At 69.2% G+C, this 22282-nt stretch carries 24 protein-coding genes; 10 read left to right on the top strand and 14 right to left on the bottom strand.

Features of this window, described 5'->3' with window-relative positions; translation table 11 throughout:
- Positions 1–150 precede the first annotated feature (150 nt).
- Entirely contained in the window at positions 151–1326 is a 1176-nt protein-coding gene (locus tag G6N56_RS06640; protein ID WP_085258533.1) for a thiolase family protein, read from the top strand.
- A 3-nt stretch (positions 1327–1329) separates the two neighbouring features.
- Here G6N56_RS06640 and G6N56_RS06635 read toward each other — a convergent pair whose 3' ends face one another.
- Positions 1330–1884 (bottom strand): hypothetical protein, encoded by a 555-nt coding sequence (locus G6N56_RS06635; protein WP_085258534.1) that lies wholly within the window; start codon positions 1882–1884, stop codon positions 1330–1332.
- A 190-nt stretch (positions 1885–2074) separates the two neighbouring features.
- Between G6N56_RS06635 and G6N56_RS06630 the strand changes: the two genes are divergently transcribed.
- Positions 2075–2803, top strand: coding sequence for a 3'(2'),5'-bisphosphate nucleotidase CysQ (locus G6N56_RS06630; RefSeq protein ID WP_085258535.1), 729 nt, complete (start codon positions 2075–2077; stop codon positions 2801–2803).
- A 182-nt stretch (positions 2804–2985) separates the two neighbouring features.
- Here G6N56_RS06630 and G6N56_RS06620 read toward each other — a convergent pair whose 3' ends face one another.
- The 4 genes from G6N56_RS06620 to G6N56_RS06605 are packed head-to-tail and all read right to left on the bottom strand — an operon-like array spanning position 2986 to position 6071.
- Positions 2986–3435, bottom strand: a complete 450-nt coding sequence (locus G6N56_RS06620) for a hypothetical protein (protein WP_085258536.1) — start codon at positions 3433–3435, stop codon at positions 2986–2988.
- Between the two features lie 49 nt (positions 3436–3484).
- Complete coding sequence (dmpG, locus tag G6N56_RS06615) at positions 3485–4495, bottom strand: 4-hydroxy-2-oxovalerate aldolase (RefSeq protein ID WP_085258537.1); 1011 nt, start codon at positions 4493–4495, stop codon at positions 3485–3487.
- Positions 4492–5448, bottom strand: a complete 957-nt coding sequence (locus tag G6N56_RS06610) for an acetaldehyde dehydrogenase (acetylating) (RefSeq protein WP_085258538.1) — start codon at positions 5446–5448, stop codon at positions 4492–4494. The genes dmpG and G6N56_RS06610 overlap by 4 nt, the downstream gene beginning before the upstream one ends.
- Positions 5445–6071, bottom strand: coding sequence for a TetR/AcrR family transcriptional regulator (locus G6N56_RS06605; protein ID WP_085258539.1), 627 nt, complete (start codon positions 6069–6071; stop codon positions 5445–5447). Before G6N56_RS06605 ends, G6N56_RS06610 begins: the two co-directional genes overlap by 4 nt.
- A 46-nt stretch (positions 6072–6117) precedes the next feature.
- Between G6N56_RS06605 and G6N56_RS06600 the strand changes: the two genes are divergently transcribed.
- From G6N56_RS06600 to G6N56_RS06585, 4 genes are read left to right on the top strand one after another with little or no spacing between them, the layout of a single operon-like run.
- Positions 6118–7746 carry a bifunctional 3-(3-hydroxy-phenyl)propionate/3-hydroxycinnamic acid hydroxylase gene (locus G6N56_RS06600; RefSeq protein ID WP_085258540.1) on the top strand — a complete coding sequence of 543 codons (1629 nt, stop codon included), beginning with the start codon at positions 6118–6120 and terminating at the stop codon, positions 7744–7746.
- Positions 7743–8615, top strand: coding sequence for an alpha/beta fold hydrolase (locus G6N56_RS06595; protein ID WP_085258541.1), 873 nt, complete (start codon positions 7743–7745; stop codon positions 8613–8615). Before G6N56_RS06600 ends, G6N56_RS06595 begins: the two co-directional genes overlap by 4 nt.
- A complete protein-coding gene (locus tag G6N56_RS06590) occupies positions 8612–9613 on the top strand; it encodes a VOC family protein (RefSeq protein ID WP_085258542.1) in 1002 nt (333 codons plus the stop codon). Before G6N56_RS06595 ends, G6N56_RS06590 begins: the two co-directional genes overlap by 4 nt.
- A 17-nt stretch (positions 9614–9630) precedes the next feature.
- Positions 9631–10659 (top strand): amidohydrolase family protein, encoded by a 1029-nt coding sequence (locus G6N56_RS06585; protein WP_085258543.1) that lies wholly within the window; start codon positions 9631–9633, stop codon positions 10657–10659.
- A 6-nt stretch (positions 10660–10665) separates the two neighbouring features.
- Here the strand turns inward: G6N56_RS06585 and G6N56_RS06580 are convergent, their stop codons facing one another.
- The 6 genes from G6N56_RS06580 to G6N56_RS06555 form a co-directional block, all read right to left on the bottom strand.
- Positions 10666–11571, bottom strand: coding sequence for a haloalkane dehalogenase (locus G6N56_RS06580; protein ID WP_085258544.1), 906 nt, complete (start codon positions 11569–11571; stop codon positions 10666–10668).
- A 145-nt stretch (positions 11572–11716) separates the two neighbouring features.
- Positions 11717–12919: a MalY/PatB family protein gene (locus G6N56_RS06575; RefSeq protein WP_085258545.1), complete on the bottom strand. Its 1203-nt coding sequence runs from the start codon at positions 12917–12919 to the stop codon at positions 11717–11719.
- Positions 12920–13055: 136 nt separating this feature from the next.
- On the bottom strand, positions 13056–14045 hold the full coding sequence (locus G6N56_RS06570; RefSeq protein ID WP_085258546.1) for an alpha/beta fold hydrolase: 990 nt from the start codon (positions 14043–14045) through the stop codon (positions 13056–13058).
- Positions 14046–14181: 136 nt separating this feature from the next.
- On the bottom strand, positions 14182–14697 hold the full coding sequence (locus tag G6N56_RS06565) for a lipoprotein LpqH (RefSeq protein ID WP_085258547.1): 516 nt from the start codon (positions 14695–14697) through the stop codon (positions 14182–14184).
- Between the two features lie 99 nt (positions 14698–14796).
- The gene (locus tag G6N56_RS06560) at positions 14797–15522 is read right to left on the bottom strand and encodes a hypothetical protein (protein WP_085258630.1); all 726 of its coding nucleotides are present in this window, start codon (positions 15520–15522) and stop codon (positions 14797–14799) included.
- A 5-nt stretch (positions 15523–15527) separates the two neighbouring features.
- A complete protein-coding gene (locus tag G6N56_RS06555) occupies positions 15528–16310 on the bottom strand; it encodes an SDR family NAD(P)-dependent oxidoreductase (RefSeq protein ID WP_085258548.1) in 783 nt (260 codons plus the stop codon).
- Between the two features lie 89 nt (positions 16311–16399).
- Between G6N56_RS06555 and G6N56_RS06550 the strand changes: the two genes are divergently transcribed.
- Positions 16400–16999: a TetR family transcriptional regulator gene (locus tag G6N56_RS06550; protein ID WP_232069225.1), complete on the top strand. Its 600-nt coding sequence runs from the start codon at positions 16400–16402 to the stop codon at positions 16997–16999.
- Between the two features lie 11 nt (positions 17000–17010).
- Complete coding sequence (locus tag G6N56_RS06545; RefSeq protein ID WP_085258632.1) at positions 17011–18270, top strand: cytochrome P450; 1260 nt, start codon at positions 17011–17013, stop codon at positions 18268–18270.
- Here the strand turns inward: G6N56_RS06545 and G6N56_RS06540 are convergent.
- Positions 18267–19067, bottom strand: a complete 801-nt coding sequence (locus tag G6N56_RS06540; protein ID WP_085258549.1) for an alpha/beta hydrolase — start codon at positions 19065–19067, stop codon at positions 18267–18269. The genes G6N56_RS06545 and G6N56_RS06540 overlap by 4 nt on opposite strands.
- 247 nt (positions 19068–19314) lie before the next feature.
- Here G6N56_RS06540 and G6N56_RS06535 point away from each other — a divergent pair, with 247 nt between their 5' ends.
- Positions 19315–19650, top strand: a complete 336-nt coding sequence (locus G6N56_RS06535; RefSeq protein WP_085258550.1) for a DUF732 domain-containing protein — start codon at positions 19315–19317, stop codon at positions 19648–19650.
- Here G6N56_RS06535 and G6N56_RS06530 read toward each other — a convergent pair whose 3' ends face one another.
- The gene (locus G6N56_RS06530) at positions 19651–20505 is read right to left on the bottom strand and encodes a sulfurtransferase (RefSeq protein WP_142280859.1); all 855 of its coding nucleotides are present in this window, start codon (positions 20503–20505) and stop codon (positions 19651–19653) included.
- A gap of 208 nt (positions 20506–20713) precedes the next feature.
- On the opposite strand from G6N56_RS06530, the gene G6N56_RS06525 reads away from it, so the two are divergent.
- Positions 20714–21037 (top strand): DUF732 domain-containing protein, encoded by a 324-nt coding sequence (locus G6N56_RS06525; RefSeq protein ID WP_158090771.1) that lies wholly within the window; start codon positions 20714–20716, stop codon positions 21035–21037.
- Between the two features lie 17 nt (positions 21038–21054).
- Here the strand turns inward: G6N56_RS06525 and G6N56_RS06520 are convergent, their stop codons facing one another.
- Complete coding sequence (locus G6N56_RS06520) at positions 21055–22194, bottom strand: glycosyltransferase (protein WP_085258552.1); 1140 nt, start codon at positions 22192–22194, stop codon at positions 21055–21057.
- Positions 22195–22282: the final 88 nt, after the last annotated feature.

Raw genomic sequence — 22282 nt, 5'->3', positions numbered from 1 at the left:
GATGCACCGCGTCCAACACCCGTCTTCGATGTGCCGATCATCGGCGTCTATCAAGCTGCGGGCCGCGCGGGGCGGCCCGTTACTATTGCCCATACGGTATTTGATACGATTCGCGCGTCCGATCGCCCAATCCAGCCTTAGGTGGGGAACATGGCTACACCCGTCATTGTCGGAGCCGTCCGGACGGCGATCGGCCGCTCCTTCAAGGGAACGCTGGTCAATACGCCCCCCGAGACGCTGATCACCGCCGTGCTCCCCGAGGTGGTGCGTAGGTCCGGCGTCGACCCGTCCGCTATCGATGACATCATCTTCGCCGAATCACACTATGGCGGAGGCGATTTGGCCCGTTATGCGGCGACCGCGACTGGCATGGAGGACATCCCGGGTCAGTCCGTGAACCGCCACTGCGCGGGGAGCCTGACCGCGATCGGCAACGCCGCGGCGCAGATCGGCTCGGGGATGGAGCGCGTGCTGATCGCCGGCGGCGTGCAGTCGCTGTCGATGACGCCGCTGACCAGCTGGCGCATTCCGGGGCCCGAGCTGAAGTTCCAGGAGCAGTGGATGCCCCCGACGCACGTCGAGACCCCCGACGCCCCGGCGCGCGACATGTCGATCACCGTGGGCTGGAACACCGCGCAGGCCGTCGGCATCACCCGCGGGGAGATGGATGCCTGGGCGGCGCGGTCCCATCAGCGGGCGATCGCCGCGATGGACGCGGGCAAGTTCGTTGACGAGATCCTCCCGCTGAAGATCACCCAGCTCGACGGCTCGGTGACCGAGTTCTCGGTCGACGAGCACCCGCGCCGCGACACCACGGTGGAGAAACTCGCCGGGCTCAAGGTGCTGCACCCCGAGATCGAGGGGTTCTCGATCACGGCGGGCAACAGCAGCGGCACCAACGATGCCGCCGCGGCCGTCGCGCTCGTCGACCGCGAGTACGCCGCCGCCGAGAACCTCAACGTGATGGGCACGGTTAGGGCCTGGGCGGCCGCGGGCGTCCCACCCCGCGACTGCGGCCTCGGCGCGGTCAAGGTCATCGGCAAGGTGCTGCAGCGGGCCGGTCTGTCGGTCGACGACGTCGCGTTGTGGGAGATCAACGAGGCGTTCGCGTCCGTACCGATCGCGGCGTGCCGGGAGTACGGGATAGACGAGGAGAAGGTGAACTTCTCGGGCAGCGGCTGCAGCCTGGGTCACCCGATCGCCGCCTCGGGCGCCCGGATGGTCACCACGCTCGCCTACGAGCTGGCCCGGCGCGGCGGCGGCATCGGCGTCGCGGCGATGTGCGCGGGCGGCGGCCAGGGCGGCGCCGTCGTCATCGAGGTCTAGCGATCAGTTGCAGAACGTGTAGCCGATGAACTGGGTGTCGCGGTTGCTGCCGCCCTGGTAGTTGGCATAGTGCACGGCCGGCATCCCGTTGTACTGGGCGTTCATCTTCTGCGCGGTGGGCGGCGGGGCGCCCTTGGGGAAGGCCAGGATCACGTCGGCGAAGATCTTCAGGCCGGCCTGGCAGATGGCGTCGGCCCGGGGCGGCTGGGGATTCCACGCGTGCACGACGACGGGGTTGGTCAGTTGATAGCCGGCCGCGCAGTTCGGGTCGCAGATCTTGAAAACGGCGGTTCCGGTGCCGTCGGCGCCCTGCGGTCCCCAAGAACTCCATGACATGTCTTGCACCGCAACGGCTACGCTCGCACAGCCCAGGATGCTGAGCCGCCTCGGACGCTCGACCGGTGGGGCCGAGAGGTTGTAGCAGCCCGGAAGGGCGAAGCTCTCCGGCGGCGGGGGCGCCTCGGAGGTCGTCGCCGACCTGCTACCGCCATGCGTCAACCGAAAGCCGGCAAAGGCGAGTGCGCCGATCACCACGACGGCCGCGACGGCACCGATCACGAGGACCCGACCGCGTGGAAGGCGACGGAACCGGTCAACCGAAAAATTGTTACCCCCGCTCACATCAACAGATTTACAGGTTCCGGCCGGGATTTCACGCCCAGGGGTGGCTGTAGCGGCGCCGGTATGGCAGAGTAACTTGGCCAACACTACCAACATTTTTGGGTTCGAGACGATAGGTGAGTCGCTGATGGACGACGACGAACTGGCCGCGCGGTTGGCCACCGAGGCGGGCCGCCTCCTGCTCGGGGTGCGCGAGGAATTTGCCGAAGCCGACGCGAGCGAGCGAAAAGCGGCCGGCGACAAGCGATCCCACAATTTCCTGATGAGCGCCCTCACGGCCGAGCGGCCCGACGACGCGGTGCTGTCCGAGGAGGGCGCCGACGATCCGGTGCGACTTCGCTCGGAGCGGGTGTGGATCGTCGATCCGCTGGACGGGACGCGCGAGTTCTCCGAGCTCGGGCGCGAGGATTGGGCTGTGCATGTCGCGCTATGGCGGGCCGGCGAGCTCGTCGCCGGCGCGGTGGCCCTGCCCGCGCAAGGTTTGACGCTGGCGACACCACAGGTGGCGGCCCCGCCCGCCGCGCACGGCAAGCCGCGCATCGTGGTATCGCGGACCCGCCCGCCCGCCATTGCACTCTCCGTTCGCGACGCGCTGGATGGCACCCTGGTGGAGATGGGCTCCGCCGGGGCGAAGGTGGCGTCGATCGTCCAGGGCCTGTCCGACGTCTACGTGCACGCCGGCGGCCAGTATGAGTGGGACTCGGCCGCGCCCGTGGCCGTCGCGCGGGCCGCCGGCTTGCACACCTCCCGCATCGACGGTTCGCCGTTGGCCTACAACCAGCCGGACCCCAAGTTGCCGGACCTGGTCGTCTGCCGCCCGGAGTTGGCCGAGGCGGTGCTCGCCGTCACCGGCTAGGCCTTCCCCAGCACCCAACGTCGAGTTGTTGGGCCCGGGGGCGCCAAAACTCGACAACAAGTCGACGCTCGGCGCGGGTGTTGGGCTCGGCGAGGGTGTTGGGCTCGGCGAGGGTGTTGGGCTCGGCGCGGGTGTTGGGCGCGGCGCGGGTGTTGGGCTCGGACTCCCCCGCGGCGCCTCCTTCAGCCGCGACGGTTGCGGCGGCCGGCGCCCATCGCCTCGTCGGTCCATTCCCGTTCGATCCGACCGATCTCCAGCGAGAGCTGCATAGTCGTCGTGTTGTCGCAGTGGATCTCGCACGCACTGCGGTACTTCGCGGCTTCGCCGGTGGTGGGCAGGTGCGGCCGCAGGCCCTCGAACCACTCGTCGCCGACAACGTTCGGCGCGTCGACGTCACGGGGTCCGGCCGCCCATCGCCGGTAGTCGTCCCGCGCTCCCGCCAACCCGGCCCGCCACCGCTGAATGGCCTCGTGGCGCTGGGCCTGCAGGTTGATGCTCATCTGGCTTTTGTGGTTGGCGCCGTCCATCATTCGCGGCAGCACCGTGTCGACGACCGACCTCGCCACGCCCGCCACGCCCACCGCGGAAGCGCCGAACACCATGCCGAGGAAGCCCATCATCGCCCCGTTCATGCACTGATCGTTGCACCGAACCGAGGATGTGGGCCAGGAATCGCGACAGTCAGCGCAGCGCGGTGAGGTCGAGGGCGATGTCGACGAGCATGTCCTCCTGACCGCCGACCATCCCGCGTCGGCCGGCCTCTTCCAGCAGCGTGCGCGCGTCGATGTCGAAGCGCGCGGCGGCGGTTTCGGCGTGCCGCAGGAAGCTCGAGTACACGCCCGCGTACCCCAGGGTGAGGGTCTCCCGATCGACCCGGACCGGCCGGTCCTGCAGGGGCCGGACGAGATCGTCGGCGGCGTCCTGCAGCCGGTGCAGGTCGCAGCCATGGTCCCAGCCGAGGCGCGAGGCGGCGGCGATGAACACCTCCAGCGGCGCGTTGCCCGCGCCAGCGCCCATGCCGGCGAGGGAGGCGTCGACCCGGTGCGCGCCGTGCTCCACGGCAGTGATCGAGTTCGCGACGCCCAGTGACAGATTGTGATGGGCGTGGATGCCGACTTCCGTTGTTGGAAAGAGCGTTTGGCTCAGGGCATCGACGCGTTCCCCGACGTCGCGCATCGTCATCGCTCCACCGGAATCGACGACATAGACGCACGCCGCCCCGTACCCCTCCATCAATTTGGCTTGGGCGGCCAGCCTGGCCGGGGTGGCGAGGTGGCTCATCATGAGGAAGCCGACGGCCTCCATTCCGAGCTCGCGGGCCGCGGCGAGGTAGGGGGCCGCGATGTCGGCCTCGGTGGAGTGGGTCGCGACGCGCACGACGGCCGCGCCCGCCCGGTGCGCGTCGCGGAGATTGCGCACGGTGCCCAGCCCGGGCAGCAGGAGCGTCGCGACCCGGGAGCCGTGCACCGCACCGGCGACCGTCTCGATCCACTCCAGGTCGGTGTGGGCGCCGAATCCGTACACGCAGCTCGAACCCCCCAGCCCGTCGCCGTGGGCGACCTCGATCGAGTCGACGCCGGCGGCGTCGAGGGCGCGGGCGATCGTGGTCGCTTGCTCGAGGGTGTATTGGTGGCGGACCGCATGCATGCCGTCGCGCAGCGTGACATCGCTGATATAGACGCGCCGGGTCATGTTGCAGCCCCGGCGCGTCTGGCGGCATGAGTGGCGATTCGCTCGGCGGTGGCCTTGGCGGCCGAAGTCATGATGTCCAGGTTTCCGGCGTAGGGGGGAAGGTAGTGCCCCGCACCGGTGATCTCCAGCATCACCGTGACGCGGGTGCCGATGAACTTCCCGGTCTCGGGCAGGTAGAGCGGCTGGTCGGAGCCGAAGGCCTCGAACTGGACGTCCTGCTTGAGGCGGTAGCCGGGCACGTACGCGGCCACCCGGCCGGCCATCTCGTGAATGGCCTCCTCGATCGCGTGCCGGTCCGGGTCACCGTCGACGAGGCAGTACACCGTGTTGCGCATGACGACCGGGGGGTCGGCGGGATTGAGGATCATCACGGCCTTGCCCCGCAGCGCGCCGCCGACGACCCGCAGCGCCGCGGCCGTGGTTTCGACGAACTCGTCGATGTTCGCGCGGGTTCCGGGTCCCGCGGTCCTGGCGGAAATCGACGAAACGATTTCGGCGTAGGAGACGATTCCGGCCTTGCCGACGGCCGCGACGATCGGCACCGTTGCCTGCCCGCCGCAGGTGACCATGTTGAGGTTGGGCGCATCGAGGTGGCCGTCCAGGTTGACCACGGGCACGCAGAACGGGCCGATCGAGGCGGGCGTGAGGTCGAGCATGCGAATCCCGCTGTTGCGCAGGGCCGTCCAGTTCGCCCGGTGCCCGGCGGCGGACGTGGCGTCGAAGGCGAGCCTGATCTCGGGGAAGTCCGGCATCACTAGCAAGCCCGCCACCCCGTCGGCCGTGGTCGGCACGCCCATCCGCCGCGCCCGGGCCAGCCCGTCCGAGTCTGCGTCGATGCCCACCATGGCGGCTACGGTCAGCGGGCCGTCGTCGGCGGCGATCTTCATCATCAGGTCGGTGCCTATGGTGCCGGTTCCGATGATGGCGACCGGCCAGCGCTCGGCGGAGGTCATCGCATCTCCCCATCGGCCGTCATCCGGACGGCGCTGTCGTACAGCGCCGCGGCATGCATCTCGAACAGCGCGGGGAGGTCGATCGAGTCGCCACCGATCTCCTTGGCGATGAACAGCCCGTCGGCGCCGGCGATCGCGTAGGTGGCCAGCCGACGCACCTGCGCGTCGGTCAGTCCAGGGGTGAGAGCACCGATGGCGGGCACCAGGGTCTCGAAGGCGCGGTCGCGGACGGCGAGGAACATCGCGCGGGCCCGCGGCTCGACGGGGCGTCGTTCCAGGGCGAGCATCAACCCCAGCCGCAGGAAGTCGGGGCAGTCCAGCAACGCCTTTGCGATCTGCATGGCAACGACCGAAAGGCGTTCGCGCCCAGTGCCGTCCGCGGGTAGCTGCCACGCCGCCAGCCAGTGGGCGAAGCTGCGCTCGATCACCGCGGCGATCAGATCGTCCTTGTCCTTGAAATGCCAGTAGATGGAGCTGGCGGGCAGCCCGCACTTGGCACTGACCAGCCCGATGCTCGTCCCCTCGTACCCGCGTTCGCTGGCGATCTCGGTGGCGGCGTCGAGGATGCGGATCCGGGATGCCTCACCGTCGACCCGGCGTCGGCGCTTCGGTGTGTCGGCCAACGGAACTCCTGGATCTTGACTCTGTAGTGATCGCTACACTAGCGTAATGATCGCTACAGAACAAGTCCGACACGAAGGCGGGACGGCAGTGAACGGCGATTCGGTTTACGACGTGGCGGTGATCGGTTATGGCCCCACTGGTGCCACCGCGGCCAATCTTCTTGGCGCTCTGGGCCTGAAGGTCGTCGTCGTCGAGCGCGACCTCGACGTGTACGGGCGGGCGCGGGCCATCTCCACCGACGAGGAGGTCATGCGCATCTGGCAGTCCGTCGGACTGGCGGACCGGCTGCAGCAGGACATGCTGCCGGACCGGCCGTTGGCCTGGGTCGATGCCGACGGCGTTCCGTTCATCCAGACCACCATGGCGCCCCGTGGCTGCGGTCATCCGCCACAGCAGTTCCTGTATCAACCCGCGGTCGATCACGTGCTGCGCGAGGGCGTCGCCCGGTTCCCCAACGTCGAGGTGCTGCTCGAACACGAATGCCTGCGGGTGGCCAATGCCGACGGCCGGGCCGACCTGATGTTGGCGGACCTGCGCACCGACACCCTCAAGCGACTGCGCGCCTCGTACGTGATCGCCGCCGACGGCGGATCCTCGCCGACGCGCGGCCAACTCGGGATCGGATACGACGGACGCACCTACGCCGAACGCTGGGTTGTCATCGACACCAAGGTGATTCGCGAATGGGATGGCCACGACCGGTTGCGTTTCCACTGCAACCCGGACCGCCCGACCGTCGACTGCCCCACGCCGCTGGGCCATCATCGCTGGGAGTTCCCGGCACGGGCCGGCGAGGACGAGGCCAGGCTGGTCACCGACGCGGCCATCTGGGAGGTGCTGCACGACCAGGGCGTAACCGAGGACCACGTGAAGATCCTGCGCGCCGTCATCTACAGCCACCACGTGCGCGTCGCCGACCGGTGGCGCGTCGGCCGCGTCTTCCTGGCCGGGGATGCCGCCCACGCCATGCCACCGTGGATCGGCCAGGGCATGTCGGCCGGGGTGCGCGACGTGGCGAACCTGTGCTGGAAGATCGCCGCCGTGGCGCGGGGGCGGGCGCCCGCCTCGCTGCTCGACTCCTACCAGGCCGAGCGGAAACCCCACGTCACCGTGGTCACCCGACGGGCGGTGCGCAACGGCCGGATTATCACCGAACGCCGGAAATCGTTGGCATGGTTGCGAAACCACCTACTGCGTGCGGTTACCCGCCTGCCCGGAGTCCTCGAGGCCGGGCGCAACCTGATCTGGCTTCCCGACGCGCGCTACCCGGAAGGGTTCTTCGCGTCCCGTGACCACGCCGCGGTCGGCTGGCAGCTACCGCAGCCGTGGGTCACCGACGCCGCGGGACAAACCCTGCGCCTGGACGACGCGCTCGGTGGGGGATGGGCGGTCCTGCACCTCGGGGTCGCACCGGCCGGCGCCGACCGATGGGCCCGGCTGGGGGCTCGAACGCTCGCCCTGACGAGCGCCGGCGCGTCGGCGGGGTCGGTCCGCGACGACGACGGCGCGCTCACCCGTTGGCTGAACGGAAAGAAGGCGGCCGCGGTCGTGCTGCGTCCGGACCGCTTTGTCTTCGCGGCCGCCGCGGCCGGCGATCCGTTGCCGGCGCCTCCGGCCGGCCTCGTCGATCTGATGCCGCCCGTTCCCACCGCCCCGATTGGAGTGAACGCATGACCACCACCCGATGCCACGAGCGCACCGTCACCGTGGCCGGCAAGCCAATCTTCTTCTCCGAAAAGGGAAGTGGACCGCCTGTCGTAATGCTGCACGGCGGCGGCCCCGGCGCGTCCGGGGTGTCTAACTACTCGCGCAACATCGACGCCCTCGCCGAGCGTTTCCGGCTGATCGTGCCCGACATGCCCGGCTACGGCAGGTCGGCCAAGGGCGTGGACCACGACGATCCCTTCGGTTACCTCGCGGACGTGATCCGCGGCCTCATCGACGCGCTCGGCATCGACAACGCCCACCTCGTCGGCAACTCGTACGGCGGAGCGGCCGCACTGCGCCTCGCCCTGGACACCCCGCACCGCGTCGGCAAGCTGGTCCTGATGGGTCCCGGCGGGATCGGCACCACCCGGGGACTTCCCACGGCGGGCCTGAGGAGCCTCCTGTCCTACTACGGCGGCGATGGCCCCAGCCGCGAGAAGCTCGCCGCCTTCATCCGCACCTACCTGGTGTACGACGGAGCCGCCGTGCCCGACGAGCTGATCGACACGCGCTATCGCGCATCGATCGACCCCGAGGTGGTCGCGGACCCGCCGCTGCGCCGACCGTCGGGGCCGCGGGCCCTGTGGCGAATGGACCTCACCCGCGACCGCCGGCTCAGGGTCCTCCCGACTCCGACCCTGATCCTGTGGGGCCGCGACGACAAGGTCAACCGGCCGGCCGGTGGGCCGATGCTGCTCAATCTGTTGCCCAACGCCGAGTTGGTCATGACATCGCACACCGGGCACTGGATGCAATGGGAACGCGCCGAGCTTTTCAACCAGTTGGTCACCGACTTCCTCAGCCCCGACTCGGCCCTCGCCGCGGGGCGGCCATGATGCCCTCGGTTTTCGGCAGGGTCCACCTGGGCTATGTCGTCGTCGAAACCGAAAAGTTCGGCGACTGGCGGCGATTCGGGCGCGATGCGATCGGCATGCACCTCGACGACTGGTCCGCGGACGCCATCCGCTTCCGCCTCGATGACCAGGAATGCCGGTTCCTCCTGCAGCGCGGCCCCGCCGAAGACGTCACCACGCTCGGCTGGTCCCTGGACGACGACGAGACGTTCGACACCGTCCTGGCGCGCATCAAGGGCCACGGCGTGCCGGTGAGTGAAGGCACCGACGAGCAGACCGCCCTGCGCGGCGTGGCACGGCTGGCCCGCTTCCCGGGGCCCAACAACCTGGCCCAGGAGGTTTTCACGCGCCCGCGTACCGCCACGGTGCCCTTGCATACCGCGGCCGCCGGCGGCTTCGTGACCGGCACCGCGGGTCTGGGCCACGTCGCCGTCACGACCACCCAGCCGCACCGGACGCGTGGCTACTACGACACCGTCTTCGACGCGCGTCTGTCCGACTTCATCGAAGAGACGATCAACGGGGTCAAGTTCAAGATTCGATTCCTGCGGGTGAACGAGCGCCACCACACGGTGGCGATCGCCGCGGTCCAGCGCCTGCGACTGAACCCGATTCGCACCCGGGTGCAGCACGTCAACGTCCAGGTCGCCGAACTCGACGACATGGCGGCCGCGTACCGGCGCGTGAAGGAACTCGGCTTCCGGATGGCGCTGGGCGTGGGGCAGCACACCAACGACAAGGAGCTGTCGTTCTACGCCGTCACGCCCTCGGGATTCGAGTGGGAATTGGGCTGGAATCCGATCGTCGTCGACGAGACCACCTGGGAACCGGCGACCTACCGGGGCATCAGCATATGGGGCCACCGGCCGGAGGGGCAGACCATCATCGACAAGATCACCCAGTTCAAGACCGGCGCGGCGTCCCTGATACACCATGAGGACGTGGTTCCCGCGCTGGCCGGCGCGGGCATTCCCGACTGACCGGAGGAGCGACGTCCTTGCGGATCGACACCCACCATCACGCGGTTCCACCCTTCTACCGAGATGCGCTGCGCAAGGCCAAGGTTGACGATGCCAGTGGCCGCGCCCTGCCCGACTGGAGCCCCGAGGCGTCGCTGCAGGCGATGGACGAGCTGAACGTCGCCGCCGCGATCCTGTCGGTGTCCACCCCGGGCACGGCCTTCCTGGCCGACGCCCGCGACGCCACCGCCGCAGCCCGCGACCTCAACGACTACCTCGCCGAAGTGGTTGCGGCTCAACCCAATCGGCTCGGGTTCTTCGCGACCGTCCCGATGCCGCATCTCGCCGCATCGGTCGACGAGGTGGCCCGCTCGCTCGACGAACTGCGCGCCGACGGGGTGGTGCTGCTCGCCAACGGCGCGGGCACCTATCTCGGCCAGGCCGACCAGGACGACCTGTTCGCCGCGCTGGACGCCCGGTCGGCGGTGGCGTTCATCCACCCGGCCGAGCTGCCCGGCCCCCCGGTGGACGGGGTCGCGCCGTTCGCCGTCGACTTCCTGCTCGACACCACCCGCGCGGCGTATCTGCTTGTGCGCAACGGGATCTGCCGGAGATATCCCAACATCCGATTCATCCTCAGCCACGCGGGCGGCTTCGTTCCGTACGCCTCGCAGCGGATGGCGATCAGCATCATGAGCGACACCGGGCGCAGCATGCTGGACAGCCTCGATGACTTCGCCGGTTTCTACTTCGACACCGCGTTGTCCTCGAGCGCCGCGGCGTTGCCGAGCCTGCTCGCCTTCGCCAGGCCCGGACACGTCACCTTCGGCTCCGACTGGCCCTTCGCGCCGATCGCCGCCGGGAAGCTGTTCGCCGCCGGCCTCGAGACCTACCCCGGGCTCGACGCGGACGCCCGGGCGGCGATCGATTCGGCCAACGCGCTGACGCTGTTCCCGCGCTTGGGGGCAAGCCGCCCCCCGAGCGCCGGATCGATCCTCGACCGGGCGCGTCACACGGCCAGCAGGGCGGTCATGCGCGGCGTGGCCCGGCTGCTGAGCACGCGGTGATCGCTGTCAGCGGATCGCCTGTTGCCAGGAAACGATGCGGTCGGCGAGTTCGGGACCGCTGTCCTCCTGGATGAAGTGGCCGGCGTTGATCCGGGCGTGCGGTTGGCCGGCCGCGCCGGGGACGTGCTTGATCAGGGGGCGGTCCGCGCGCCCGAGGATCGGATCGCGAGAACCGAAGATGGCCAAAAAGGGCTTTTCCCATCGGCCCAGCGCGTCCCACGCCGCCCGGTTGGCGCGGATCGCCGGATCGTGCGGTGAGGTGGGCACCAGTTGCGGGAACGCCCGCGCCCCGGCCTGGTACGTCTTGTCCGGGAACGGCGCGTCATAGCCGGCCCGCACTTTGGGCGGGACCCTGCGGACGGTGGCCGTGGCGACGATGCGGCCGGCGGGCAGCACGGGGGAGTAGCGGGCGAAGGCCCGCCAGAGGTAGAAGGCCGGCGGGGTGGGCCGCTGCGCGGTGGGCAGGAAGCCGTTGGCCACCACCAGGCGCGCGATGCGATCGCCCTGTTCGGCGGCGATCCGCAGCCCGATCAGCGCGCCCCAGTCCTGCACGAACAGGGTGAGGCCGGTCAGGTTGAGGCGCTCGAACCACGACGTGACCCATTGGACGTGCCGCAGGTACGTGTAGTCCTCGGGACGGGTGGGTTTGTCCGAGCGGCCGAAACCGATGAGGTCGGGCGCGAGGACACGATTGCCGGCGTCGGCCAGCGGCGGGATCATCGTGCGGTAGAGGTAGCTCCAGGTGGGCTCGCCGTGCAGCAGCACGATGGGTGGCCCGTCTTCCGGGCCCTCGTCGAGGTAGTGCATGCGCACCGGCTGGCCGTCGCAGGCCGCCACGGTCAGGTAGTTCGCTACGAACGGGTATCCCTCGAGGTTTTCGAATCGGGAGTCTGGAGTCCGCAGCACATCCATATTCAGCTCCTCAGGTGAGCGGGCACCGTGTAAGCCTCTCTCCCCGTCGCGATTTCGTCTAGGGGCAGATTCGAGCGCATAAGGCGGGCTCGGCGGGGGCCACGGTTCAGGGGCCTGAAAACATGCGATTTCGAGGGGTTTTGGCCTACTGCCGGTCGGCGAGGGCCCGGCCCATGCGAGAGACGGCCTCGGTCAGAATGGCTTTCGAGGTCGCGAAGTTCAGCCGCACGTGACCGGCCCCGCCCATACCGAACACATGGCCGGAACTGAGCGCGACACGCGCATTGTCGAGAAACCAGCGGGCGGGTCCGGACAGGTCGGCGACCACGGCGAGCCCGTCGGTGCAGGCCTCTTCCGCGACGCCGAGCCGCCGGCAGTCCAGCCATGCGAGATAGGTGCCCTGCGGCCGTAGCAATTTCACTTCGGGCAGGTGCTCGTCGACCAGTTCGGCCAGCAGCGTTCGGTTCTCGTCGAGGCCGCTCAGCAGCCCGTCGAGCCAATCCCCGCCGCTCCTGAAGGCTTCGGCGTGCGCGATGACACCCAGGTGACTCGGGCCGTGGCTGACCTCCTCCGGCATCCGGGCCAGGTCAGCCGCCGCCTCGGGACCGGCGATGGCCAGGGCCGCCTTGACGCCGGAGAGATTCCACGCCTTGGACGCCGACGTCAGGGCGAACGCGTCTTCGCCGCCGGGCACGGTCAGATACGGGACGAACCGCGACCCCGACAGGATGACCGGCGCGTGGATTTCGTCCGAGACCACGCGGACGGCGAACCGCCGCGCCAGCTCGGCGACCCCACGCAGCTCCTCGAGGGTGTGCACCGAGCCCGTCGGATTGTGAGGATTGCACAGCAGGTAGGCGACCTTACCGGCCGAGGCGCGGGCTCGGGTGAACGCGTCCTCCAAGGCGCCCAGGTCGATGCGACCCGCCGGCCCGAGCGGTGCCTCGATCACCCGGCGGCCATCGTGCGACACGAACGCGTAGAAGGGGGCGTAGACCGGAGGGTTGACGACGACGGCGTCGCCGCGGTCGGTGACCAGGCGCAGCGTTTCGACGACGCCGAGCATCACGTCCGGGACGACCGCGGTGCGGCCGATGTCCAGGTCGTGCCACTGCCAGCGGCGTGCGGCGAATTCGCTGACGCCCTCGGCGAGCGTGGTGCCGCAGGGATAACCCGTGTCGCCGCGGTCGATCGCCCCGCGCAGCACCCCGGCCACCGTCGGCGGCAAAGGCACGTCCATCTCGGCCACCCACAACGGCAAGACGTCGGCCGGATGCGCGCGCCACTTCATGCTGGTGCGGAGGCGCAGTTGGCTCAGCGTCAGTTCTTCGAGGGGGTTCGGCGTCACCCCGGCAGACTAAGCCGCGCGGGCTGAGCCATGCCGGGCGCGTCTGCGTTCAACGTGGAGTTGTTGCGCCCAAATTGGCGTTTTCCCGCAACAACTCGACGTTGGGCAACGTGGTGGGCGGCAGGCCCGCCGGCAGCTAGGGCGCGCTGATGTCGACCAACACCGCGCCGTCGGGTTGGTTGCCCAGCGTCTGCAGCGCGAGGTCGTTGCCCCGGGCCGTGAGGCGCACGATCTCGGCCAATTGCCCGGGCGCGTCGCACTGCAGGTAGTGGTCGGCACCGGGCACCACCCAATAGCGGTTGCGTCCCGGCTTGTTCTTCAGGTACGTCTGCCACACGTGATTGGGTACGCGCAGCGGCGCGACGTTGTCGTGCAGCCCCCACACCACGGTGGTGTTGACAGGGCTCTCGGAAAGCGCTTCCAGCCAACTGGTTTCGTCGGCGGCGCGCTCGTTGAGGTATTGGATGGTGTCGGGCAGCACGCGGACGCCGTCGTTGTGCGCGAAACACCGTGCCAGCGCCGCAATCTCCGGGTCGTCCAGCGTGCGGCGCGGCATGAAGGTGCTGGCGCCCATGCCGGCCGCCAGCATCTCCGGTGTGGTCGCCGCCGCGGTCGGCCGCGCGGTCGCGGGGTCGAGTAGCGCGGTCTGGAACGCCGTGAGGTTCGAGAGCGGAAGGTAGACGTTGCCGTTGGTCAGGATCAGGTCGAGGGGGGCGGCGGGCGGGTCCAGCGCCGCCAGCAAGCCGAGGGCGATCATCCCGATGCTGCTGCCGCGGTCGTGTGTGAGCATCCGGAAATCGCTGAGCCTCCACACCTGGGCGATGGCGTAGACGAGCAGGCGGGCGTCGTCGTACAGGGAGTACACGTACGGCTCGGGTGGCTTGTCGGACAGGCCGTAGCCGGGGAAGTCGAGCACGTAGACGTCGAACTCGGAATGCAGTTCTTTCGCCAGCGCGAAATAGTCGATGCTCGACGTCGGGAAGCCGTGCACCAGCACGAGCGCGGGCGCCCCGGGGGTGCCGCAGCGGCGGCTGAACACCGCCACCTCCCGACCGTCGTTGGCGGCGGTCGTCGACCGCCACCGAAGTTCGGTGCCGCCGTTTTGCCATTCCGCGAAGATGTCCAAGCCGTCAGCATCGCAGAGAGGGCCGCTATCGGACAACGGGCCCGTCCTCGAGCGTCTTTTCGAGGCGGACAGCCTCCGCGGGGTCGGATGACGGGTGCCACGGACGCCGACTTAACACGCTGCGGGACAGCGACTTTCACGGGCAGTTGACGTGAACGCCGAACGTCACCTGGTGCACGTCGCCCTGATTGGGTGAGACGCCCTGGCCCGTCCCGGTCACCGTGTAGCTCTTGCCGTCCTTGGTTGCCTGCACCTGGGTCGCCGATTGGGGCGCCTGATAGGGCAGCCGGTACTCGCCGGAACTGACCTTGAGCGAAATTGCGAAGCCGTCGACGCTCGGTGGCTTCTCGTCCGATATCGCCATCGACACCGACGCCGAGTCGTCGTGGACGTCGATGCGGGTAGTGAGGTCCCCGGACTCGGCCGGTGTCGCGCTCGGCTGCGCCGCCGCACTGCTGCACTTCACCGGGGCGATCAGCGTGTGCTTGTTCCCGTCGAGCATGACGGTTGCGGTCACCGAGGCCGCCGTCGAGCTGGGGGCGGACGTCGGTGCGCCGCCGTTGCCCGAGCATCCCCCGACGATCGTCAACCCGACGCCGGCCGCCGCGAGGACGATCCGCCTACCTGGCCGGCGATGGTTCGAATTCGTCATCTCACCTCCTCTGGTCGAACGCCGCGTGGACTATAGGTCGTGTTCGTGTCGGGAAGTTGCCATTTCTGCGGCGAGGAATCAAATTGCCGCGTCCGGGACTCACGGCCACGCCTCCCAGGTGACCATGCTGCGCAGCGGCCCGGCGAAGACGGGCCGCACGGCGCCCGATCGCCACCGCTGCTCGACGCGAGCGGCCAGCGCGTCGGTCGTGGTGAGCGGGTCGGCGTCGAGGTAGACAACGGTGATGTACTGGCGATCCGTGCGCCAGCCCCCGGGCAGGTGGGTCCATCCGGCGCTGGAACCGAAGGTCCATGCGCCCGCCGTGCCGGGCGTCGCCAGCAGCGCGGGGTAGTGCTCGGCGTGTAGCCATTGCAGCCACTCGTCGGGCCGGCCGCCGTTCGCCTCCTCGACGATCAGCAGGATCCCGCGGTGCGGCCGGAACGGCACCACCTCCGGGAAGACGAGCGCGCCGGGCGAGGCGTGCCACTGCAGCAGGCGCAGGCCCGCGACTTGCAGCGACGGCCGGGTGACGGGGAAGCGGCCGTTCTCCCGCAGCGCGCGCCCGAGGGCGACGAAGTCGTCGAACGTCCGCTCGACGGGATCCCCGACCAGGTAGTGCACCGCGTTGCCGACCTGTCCCAAGGGCCCGTCGGCGGCCAGCCGGCGGCCGGGACAATCGCCGTCGGCTATCCAGCGCAACCCGTGCACGATGCCCGGCAGCTGGTACTGCTCTGGCATGTGGTCGAGCAGGTGCCAACGCAGATAGCTGCCGTCGTCGAACGGCGCTGCGGCGGTCAGGCTGAAGATGCCCGCCTTGACCCGGATCGTGCTCATCCCTGCATGTACCCCCCGGCGTCGACGGGGATGGATTGTCCCGTGATGGTGCGGCTCTCGTCGCCGGCCAGGAACAGCGCCAGGTTGGCGACGTCCTCTGTCGACGAGATATCCTGCAGCGCAACGCCCTTGAGGAGTTTTGCGCGCAGGGCGCCAAAGTCGACCCCCTGTTCGTCGGCTCTGCGTTGCAACCACCGGCGCCACAGCTCGGTGTCGATGGCGCCGGGCACGATGCAGTTGCAACGGATTCCGTACGGGCCGACCTCCAGCGCGACCGCCTTGGTGAACGCCCGAAGCGAGGCCTTGGCGGTCACGTAGTGCGTCTTGCGGGCCATGCCGGCGTAGCTGGCGGTCGACGAGAAGTTCAGGATGACACCGCGGCGGCGCCGCAGCATCGACCGGTTGAGCACCTCGCGGGTGCACAGCATGGCGGCGGTGACGTCGATGGCCAGGGTCGCGTTCCAGTTGTCCAGGGTCTGCTCCCAGATCCAGCGATCCTCGCCGGGCGCCGCGGCGTTGTTACACAGGATGTCGACGTGACCGAACTCGTCGACCGCGCGGTCGACCATGGCGGCGACGGCGACCTCGTCGGTCACGTCGGCGCGCATCGCGATCGCGTCCGGTCCCGCCCTGACGGCGGCTTCGCGCACCAGCTCCTCGCGCCGCGCGGCCAGCAGCACCTTGGCACCCTCGCGCGCGAACACCGCACCGAGTACGGGCCCCAGGCCGGTACTCGCGCCGGTGATGATGGCGACCTTGCCGTCGAGCCGGCCCGTCATTGCGGCAATGCTACCGGGGCCGACCCGCCGATCCGGGCAGGATCGCCCGGGGGTAGATTCGAACAACGCTCGAATCTACGACCCCGGGGGTGGCCTTGCCCGCCGCGAACAAACGAATCGCCCTGCAGGCGGGAGCCCGACGCGCCTACGGCGAGCTGGACGGCGCCGAAGTGGTGACGGCCCTGCGCAACCTGGCGCGCCGCATCGGCGTACACGGCGTGACGATGCGGGCGCTGGCCGCCGAGCTTGGCGCCGCGGTGCCGTCGGTGTACTACCACGTGCCCGGGAAGCGTGCGGCTCTCGAACTGCTGGGCGCGTCGGTGCTGGACGACGTTCCCGAACCCCGTGGCGATGGTTGGGACGTGCGGCTGACGAACCTCTATTGCGACGCGAGGGAAGTCATCCTGGGAGTGCCGGGCGTGGCGGGCATCCTGCAGACCAGCGGCGGGACGGAGGCCGCGCGTCGACTCGACGGCCTCAGCCGCGCCCTGCTTGCCGAGGCGGGACTCGCCAAGTCCGATGTGGCCGCGGCGCATACGGTCTTGTACACATATCTGCTGGGCTCGGTCAGTCTCGAGGAATCGCGCCGGGCCGCCGGGGCCGTCCTCAAAAAGCGGCAGGAGGCCAACCGGTTTCGATCCGGACTCCACGTGATCGTCGCCGGGGTCAAGTCATTCGTGGAAGCGTGAGCGGAGAACCGATGAACATTCCCAAGCCGACGCTGGTGGGATCGCTGGTCGCGGAGAACCAGACCAGCGACGTCGACCGCGCCGCCGCGGCGGTGCTGGATCCGGACACCTTCGTCAGCGGTGCCCCGTTCGAGGCGCTGACCCGGCTGCGGGCGACCTCGCCGGTGCACCCCGTGCACCTTCCCGGACTACCCAGAGCGTGGCTGTTGACCAAGCACGCCGACGTCCGATCGGTCAGCCGCGACACCGAGACCTTCACCAGCAGTAGGGGTAACACCCTCGTAGAGGTCGAGGCGGCGCCGAATTCGGCGATGCTGCCCGGCATCGACCCGCCCCGCCACGTGCACTACCGCAAGCTGATCAACCAGGGCTTCACGGTCCGCAACGTGCAGCGCCTCGAATCGTCGATGCGGGCGGTCGCCCGCGGCATCGTCGACAGCATCATGGACAAGGGTGAATTCGACGCCGTCACCGAGATTTCCGCCGAGATGTCGCTACAGGTGATCGCCGACGTGCTCGGGGTGCCGGCCGCGGATCGCATGGACGTGTTCCGATGGAGCAACGCCATCGGAAGTCTCGGCATCGAGGATCCCGACTACGCGCCCACGCCGCAGGCCCTGGGTCAGGCCGCTGCCGAAATGTTTTCCTACTGTGCCGAATTGGTGGAACACCGGCGCAAGCACGGACTCACCGACGACATCTTGTCGGCGTTGCTGGCGGCCGAGGTCGACGGCGAGAAGCTCAACCCCGATCAGCTCAACGAGTTCTTCCTGCTGCTGGCAATCGCCGGGAACGAAACCACCCGCAACACGCTCAGTCACGGCATCCTGGCGCTCGCCGAGCACCCTGACCAGCGGGCCCTGCTGGCAAGCCAGCCCGACGCGATCAAGCCCGCCGTGGAGGAATTGCTGCGCTGGGCGACCCCGGTGATGCACTTTCGCCGCACGGTCACCCGCGACGTCGAGATCCGCGGTCAGCGGATTCCCGCCGGCGACTGGGTGCTGATGCACTACCTGTCGGCCAACCGGGACGAGGAGGTGTTCGACGCCGCCGACCGATTCGACGTCACGCGCCCGGACGCGGGCCACGCCGCATTCGGCGGCGGCGGAGTGCATTTCTGCCTCGGGGCGCAGCTGGCCCGTCTCGAACTGCGCGTGATGCTCGAAGAGCTGTATGCGAACGTACCGGGCCTGACGGTCACCGGACCGCCGGACCGGTTGCGCTCCTCGTTCTTCCACGGCATCAAACGTCTACCGTGCAGCACGGGTTAGTTCCTGGCCGGATCGCGCGCTTCCAGCCACGCGTGGATGCGTTCGGCGACGGCCGACCACCCGGGCTCGAGCATCATGTCGTGGCCCATGTCCGGGACGATTTCCGCCTCGGTCCGGTAGGCGGCCGCGGTCTTGTGGATCTCGCGCGCCGAGAAACAGGTGTCGTGCTCGGCGCCCAGGACGAGCAGCGGGGCGGTGACGAGATGTGGCTTGGGAAGGTCGAGCATGAGCATGTCGAGCACGTGTCTGCCCACATATTCTTCGCCGAGGTACGTGGTGAACCGCGCGACTTCGGACTCGGGGGTCGCACCCGAGAAAAAGGCCTCGCGGGCCAGGTCGGGCGTGCCGCACACGCTGCGTTGCGATCTACCCCGGGCGAGGTCGAGGGTGAAGCGCCAGGGGTGCATTCGGAATCGGCGGGCAAGGAACGATGTGATTCCGCTCGGGGGGACCGCCGCCAGTAGCACGGCCGCCGGGGCGTCGTGGGACTCCAGATATTTCTGCACAACGAAGCCGCCCATCGAGTGGCCGACAACGACGGGCCGCCGGGGCAGGCCGTCGGCGACCGACGCGACGTCCTCGACCAGGTCGGCCATCGAACAGAGGCGCAGCGGCTTCGGCGCGGCGCTCTTTCCGTGGCCGCGAAGGCTCACGGCCACCGACCGATAGCCCCGTTCGGCGAAGAAATCGAGGAAGTGCTCGTCCCAGCACCAGGCGCCGTGCCAGGCACCGTGTACGAAAAGCAGCGGCGTCTTTTCACAGTCGGTGTGGGGTGCTTTGTCGATGACTTCGAGCATGCGACCGGCTCCTTTGGGGGTCACGTGTACCGCCGCTGAGACTAGCCCCCCAAGCGCCAATCGCCGAGATTGCTGTGCGGGTCGTGCTTTCGCCGTGGATCGCGACCGCCGCAGCGATCTCGGCGTTGAATAAGTTGGACAAGCAGACCAGCCGCGGACCCGGCCGGGATTGGTCGGGACCTCGGGCTCTGCGGCGTGTTACTTCCGGCCCTCGTCGCCAGCGTCGGCGCGGTGTGAGACTTCGACCGTGATCGGCAGATCGGTGGAACGGTTCTTCACGTACGCGTTCAGCACGCTGGCGGCCGCAATGTTCCTGACCGCGGCCCTGGCCCACGCCGACGACAGAGATGCGGACTTCACGAACTACCTTGCGGAGCACGGGATCCACCTCGGCACGGCGTCCCAGACCGGGAACATGGCGCGCACCATGTGCCAGGACCTCGAGGCGGGATACAACCAGTCCGACGAGGTGAAGCAGTTGACGGAACACCAACTGAGCCAGGCCCAGGCGGAGTTCTTCGTCGGCGCCGCCACCGCGGAGTACTGCCCGAAGTACCACAGCCCCGGCCGCGGCGGCTCCTAACTATTCCGTTCCCCGGCTCACCGGTCGGCTGGTGTCCGCGCACCACTCGGACCATGACCCCGGATACAGCGCGGCGTCCCGACCCGCGGCCGCGAGGGCGGCGATCGCGATGGCCGCGGTGACGCCCGATCCGCAGTAGACACCCACCTCGCCGCCGCTGTCGATACCGCGATCGGACAACAGCTTGCCGATCACGCCGTCGGCGACGAACGTGCCGTCGTCGGCCAGGACCGCGCCGCTCGGCAGGTTCCGCGCGCCCGGGATGTGCCCGGCGACCGGGTCGATGGGTTCGACGTCACCACGGAAGCGCTCGGGCGCCCGGGCATCGAGCAGGACCGCGCCGCCGGCGCCAATCCGCGCCGCCGTCAACGTCGCTCGTCCTCCCGAATACAGGTCATCATGCGGCACAACGACATTGCCTGGTTGCGGGTCGACCGGACCCGCCTCGAGCCGCCGTCCGGCCGACCGCCAGGCGGGCAATCCGCCGTCCAGGATGCGCACGTTCTCGAGGCCCGCGGCCGTCAGCACCCACCAGGCGCGCGCGGAACCGGCCCGGTTCCAGTCGTCGTAGACCACTACCAGCTCGCCCTGCCGGACACCCCACCTGCGCGCCGCGGCCTCCAGGCTGCGGCCCGAGGGCAGCGGATGGCGGCCGCGGCCTTTCAGCGTGTGGTCGCTGAGTTCGTCCTCGAGCGACACGTACACCGCGCCCGGAAGGTGGCCGTCCAGGTAGGCCGCGCGCCCGTCGGGCTGGTCGAGCCGCCAGCGGACGTCGAGAACGGTCAGCGGGCGGCCGAAGTCGATGAGGGCGGCCAGCTCCGTGGCCGAGATCAGCACCCGATCGCGAACGTTCACCGTCGAGACCTCCCGGAGAAAGAAGTTAAACTCCAACCGAACCAAACGTTAACGGCATGTGCAGCTTTGGGTTTCCCCGACCATGCCGCGAGCGGGCTATTGACCGTCGACCCGCTAGCACGGAAGTATTACCCACATCCGGGGGTAATACCTCGGACTTTCGTGTTGGGTCCGAGCTGACGTGGAGCTTCGGGGAGTGATGAGCGAAATGACCAAGAAACTTGCAGCGTTCGCCGTTGGCGTGGCTCTGGCGGCCATGGTGACCCCCTCGACTGTGGCGCGCGCCGACACGACGGACTCCGACTTCGTCTCGTACCTGGAGTCGCACGGCATCCACCTCGGGAACCCGGTGAACATGGCGCACGTGATGTGCCAGGATCTCGACGCCGGCTACACCCAGAAGGACGAGGTCGACCAGCTGACGGGCTCGGCCAAGCTGAGCCAGGCGCAGGCCGAGACGTTCATCGGCGCGGCCACCGCGGACTACTGCCCGGGCAAGCACAGCCCGAGCAAGCCCAGCGGCAACGGCTGACCGTCCCGTCGCTCGGGCTACGCGGTGTGTTCGGAACCGTCAGGCTGATCGCCCGGCGCTCCCAGTGAGGCCAGCATCCCGGTCGCGGCCCGGTGCCAGGTGAAGTCCTCGGCGCGGCGCCTTGCAGACGTGCGGCGGTGATATTCGGGTCGGCTGACGATGGCGCCGACGGCGTGCGCGATGGCGGCCGGGTGGTTGTCGGCCAGCTCGCCGCTGTCCGGGGTGACGATCTCACTCAATGCCGACGTGCGCGAAACCACCGCGGGCGTCCCGCAGGCGAGTGACTCGAGGGCGGCCAGCCCGAAGGTCTCGTGTGGGCCGGGCGCGAGCGTGACGTCGGCCGAGGCGAGCAGGCCGGCCACGGTGTGCCGGTCGTTGATGAAGCCGGTGAAGTCGATCGGGAGCCGCGCGGCCTGGCGCTCCAGTCTGGCCCGCAGCGGCCCCTCACCCACCACGACGAGCCGGGCGTCGACGCCGGCGTGGTAGAGCGCCCCGAGCGCGTCGATGCTCCGGTCGACGCGCTTTTCGACGGAGAGCCGGCCGCAGTGCACCAGCAGCATCTGCGTCGGCGCGGCCCAGCGCCGCCGGACCAGATAAGAGTGCCGCCGTGGATGGAAGGTCTGTAGGTCGACGCCCAGTGGCACGGTGACGGTGTTGGTGGCGCCGATGCGGTCGAATTCCTCGCGCGCGAATGCGGTGGTGCACACGACGGTGTCGTAGTCTGCGGCCGTGCGCGCGTTGGCGAAGTCGGCGAACTTCTGTGCCGGACGACGCGGAAGGATTTGGCCCACAAGGCGATCCAGCCGCTCGTGGGAGATCATGACTGTGGTTGCGCCATATTCGCGACCCCACCTGCCCAGTGAGCGCAGCGTGAGCCGGTCGGACACCTCCAGGGCGTCGGGTTGCAGCGCTTCGAGCAGCGCCTTCACCGGCCCTGGCAGCACCGCTCGGTAACCGCCCGTGAAAGGAATCAGCCTTGCGGGCAACGTAATTCGCACCACACCGCTGTGCAGGCGGACGCGATCCGTGCGCTGGCCCGGGACGATGAGGAAGACCTCGTGCCCGTTGGCGCAGTATTCGGCGCCGAGTCGGTCCACCGCCGTGCGAAGCCCCCCGGAACGGGGGCCGTAGAAGTTGGCGACCTGCACTACACGCATACTCGTGAGGACACGCGGCGCGCATGTGCAGTCAACGATGGTGGATCGACGCGTGCCTGAACACTCCATTAAATTTCGCCCGCCCACG

Origin of the sequence: Mycobacterium saskatchewanense, assembly GCF_010729105.1 — a bacterium.
GTDB lineage: Bacteria > Actinomycetota > Actinomycetes > Mycobacteriales > Mycobacteriaceae > Mycobacterium > Mycobacterium saskatchewanense.
This window is presented reverse-complemented; position numbering and strand designations above follow the sequence as displayed.

Bases quoted from the DNA above. Each gene is read 5' to 3' on its own strand.
- G6N56_RS06600 (WP_085258540.1), top strand. From the start codon at position 6,118: ATGATCGCTACAGAACAAGTCCGACACGAAGGCGGGACGGCAGTGAAC.
- G6N56_RS06580 (WP_085258544.1), bottom strand. From the start codon at position 11,571: ATGGATGTGCTGCGGACTCCAGACTCCCGATTCGAAAACCTCGAGGGA.
- G6N56_RS06565 (WP_085258547.1), bottom strand. From the start codon at position 14,697: ATGACGAATTCGAACCATCGCCGGCCAGGTAGGCGGATCGTCCTCGCG.
- G6N56_RS06525 (WP_158090771.1), top strand. From the start codon at position 20,714: ATGACCAAGAAACTTGCAGCGTTCGCCGTTGGCGTGGCTCTGGCGGCC.
- G6N56_RS06540 (WP_085258549.1), bottom strand. From the start codon at position 19,067: ATGCTCGAAGTCATCGACAAAGCACCCCACACCGACTGTGAAAAGACG.
- G6N56_RS06595 (WP_085258541.1), top strand. From the start codon at position 7,743: ATGACCACCACCCGATGCCACGAGCGCACCGTCACCGTGGCCGGCAAG.
- dmpG (WP_085258537.1), bottom strand. From the start codon at position 4,495: ATGACCCGGCGCGTCTATATCAGCGATGTCACGCTGCGCGACGGCATG.
- G6N56_RS06640 (WP_085258533.1), top strand. From the start codon at position 151: ATGGCTACACCCGTCATTGTCGGAGCCGTCCGGACGGCGATCGGCCGC.
- G6N56_RS06610 (WP_085258538.1), bottom strand. From the start codon at position 5,448: ATGACCTCCGCCGAGCGCTGGCCGGTCGCCATCATCGGAACCGGCACC.
- G6N56_RS06590 (WP_085258542.1), top strand. From the start codon at position 8,612: ATGATGCCCTCGGTTTTCGGCAGGGTCCACCTGGGCTATGTCGTCGTC.
- G6N56_RS06620 (WP_085258536.1), bottom strand. From the start codon at position 3,435: ATGAACGGGGCGATGATGGGCTTCCTCGGCATGGTGTTCGGCGCTTCC.
- G6N56_RS06630 (WP_085258535.1), top strand. From the start codon at position 2,075: ATGGACGACGACGAACTGGCCGCGCGGTTGGCCACCGAGGCGGGCCGC.
- G6N56_RS06545 (WP_085258632.1), top strand. From the start codon at position 17,011: ATGAACATTCCCAAGCCGACGCTGGTGGGATCGCTGGTCGCGGAGAAC.
- G6N56_RS06555 (WP_085258548.1), bottom strand. From the start codon at position 16,310: ATGACGGGCCGGCTCGACGGCAAGGTCGCCATCATCACCGGCGCGAGT.
- G6N56_RS06520 (WP_085258552.1), bottom strand. From the start codon at position 22,194: ATGCGTGTAGTGCAGGTCGCCAACTTCTACGGCCCCCGTTCCGGGGGG.